The 1990-nt window shown below is 78.5% G+C and carries 1 protein-coding gene; it reads left to right on the forward strand.

Annotation, left to right across the window (positions count from 1 at the left end):
- A partial coding sequence (locus B0E53_RS35920; RefSeq protein ID WP_146167956.1) for a non-ribosomal peptide synthetase occupies window positions 1–1990 on the forward strand: 1990 nt, incomplete at both ends.

The following is a 1990-nucleotide window of genomic DNA, read 5'->3' on the forward strand; positions in this document are numbered from 1 at the left end:
CGCCGCGGCGGCCGAGTTCGGCGACGAGCCCGGCGTCGAGGCGGTCGGGCTGCCCGGCCCGGCCCCGCTCGCGCCGTGCCGGGCCCGCCCCGGCGACCCGGCGTACGTGCTGTTCACCTCCGGCTCCACGGGCCGGCCCAAGGGCGTGCTCACCACCCACCGCAACGCCGTCGAGTTCGTCACCGGGGTCGCCGCGCTGACCGGCGCCGACGCCTCGGTACGCAGCCTCGGCATCGCCTCGCTCGGCTTCGACGCGGCCACCATGGACCTGTTCGTGCCGCTGCTGCTGGGCGGCGCGGTGCAGCTTCTCGGCGCCGAGGACCGGGCCGACCCGGTCCGGCTGGCCCGGTTCGTCGCCGCGCACGAGGTGAACTGGGGTTTCATCACCCCGACGGTGCTCGCCCTGCTCGACCCGGCGGAGCTGCCGTCCTGGCGGGTGCTGCTCTGCGGCGGCGAGGCGGTCCCGGCCGAGCTGGTCGCCCGCTGGGCCCCCGGCCGGCGCTTCCTCAACGGCTACGGCCCCACCGAGACCACCGTGCTGGCGGTCAGCGGCGACCTCACCGCGGCCGACGCCGACCCGGTGCCGATCGGCCGCCCCCTGCCCAACCACCGCGCGTACGTGGTGGACGCCGAGCTGCGTCCGGTGCCGCCGGGGGAGACCGGCGAGCTGCTGATCGGCGGCCCCGGGCTGGCCGACGGCTACCTCAACCGGCCCGGGCTGACCGCCGAACGGTTCGTCCCCGACCCGTTCGGCGACCGGCCCGGCGAGCGGCTCTACCGCACCGGCGACCTGGTCCGCCAGGCGCCCGACGGCCGGATCGTCTACCTGGGCCGGGCCGACCGGCAGGTCAAGGTGCGCGGCCAGCGGATCGAGCTGGGCGAGGTCGAGGCCGTGCTGGCCGGGCACCCCGGCGTCGACCGGGTCGCCGTGGAGGCCGTGCCCGGGCCGGCCGGCACCGAGCTGGTCGCCTTCCTCACCCCCGCCGACGCGCCCGACGACGAGACGCTGCGGGCGTACGCCGGGCCCCGGCTGACCACCGCGATGCTGCCGGCCCGGACGGTGCGGCTGGCCGCGCTGCCGGTCAGCCCGACCAGCGGCAAGCTGGACCGGCCCGCGCTGCGCGCGCTGGCGGTGGCCGCCCCGCGGGAGGCGGACGAGGTCGCCGGCGGTGACCCGGTGGAGGCGGCGGTACGGCGGCTCTGGGCGCGGCTGCTCGGCGCCAACCCCGGCCCGGACAGCGACTTCCTGGCCGCCGGCGGCAACTCCATCGCCGCCATGCGGCTGGTCGCCGCGCTCCGCGCCGAGCTGGGCCGGCGGGTCGACACCCAGGTGCTGTTCACCGACCGCACCTTCGCCGCGCTGGTCGACCGGGTACGGGCCGCCGCTCCCGCCGACGGCGACGGGCTGACCACCGGCAACCCGCCCACGCTCTCCCCGCCGCAGCGGCGGCTCTGGTTCATGGACCAGCTCGCCCCGTCCAGCGCGCCGTACAACATCGCCGTGGCGCACCGGCTGCGCGGGCCGCTGGACACCACTGCGCTCGGCGCCGCGCTGCGCGCCGTGGCCGAGCGGCACGACGTGCTGCGCTGGCGGATCCCGCAGACCGGCGGGGTGCCGTACGCGGTCCGCGAGGAACCGACCGACGTGGCCGTGCCGGTGGTCGACCTGACCGGTGCCGCCGACGCCGAGGCGGAGCTGGCCGGCATGCTCGCGGCCGGCGCCGGGCACTCCTTCGACCTGGCCACCGGGCCGCCCTGGCAGGTGACCGTCTACCGGCTGGCCGCCGACACCCACGTGCTCGCCATGACCGTGCACCACGCGGTCTTCGACGGCTGGTCCGAGGCGCTGCTCTACGACGAGTTGGCCGGCGCGTACGCCCGGGCGGTCGCCGGCGCCCCGCCGGCCCGGCCGCCGCTGGCCGCGGGCTACGCCGACTACGCGGTCTGGCGGGCCGAGCGGGACCGCCGCCGGGGCGCGGCCGACCTGGCC

The sequence above is a fragment of the Micromonospora sp. MH33 genome (genome assembly GCF_003013775.1).
In the GTDB taxonomy this organism is placed as follows: Bacteria; Actinomycetota; Actinomycetes; order Mycobacteriales; family Micromonosporaceae; genus Micromonospora; species Micromonospora fulviviridis.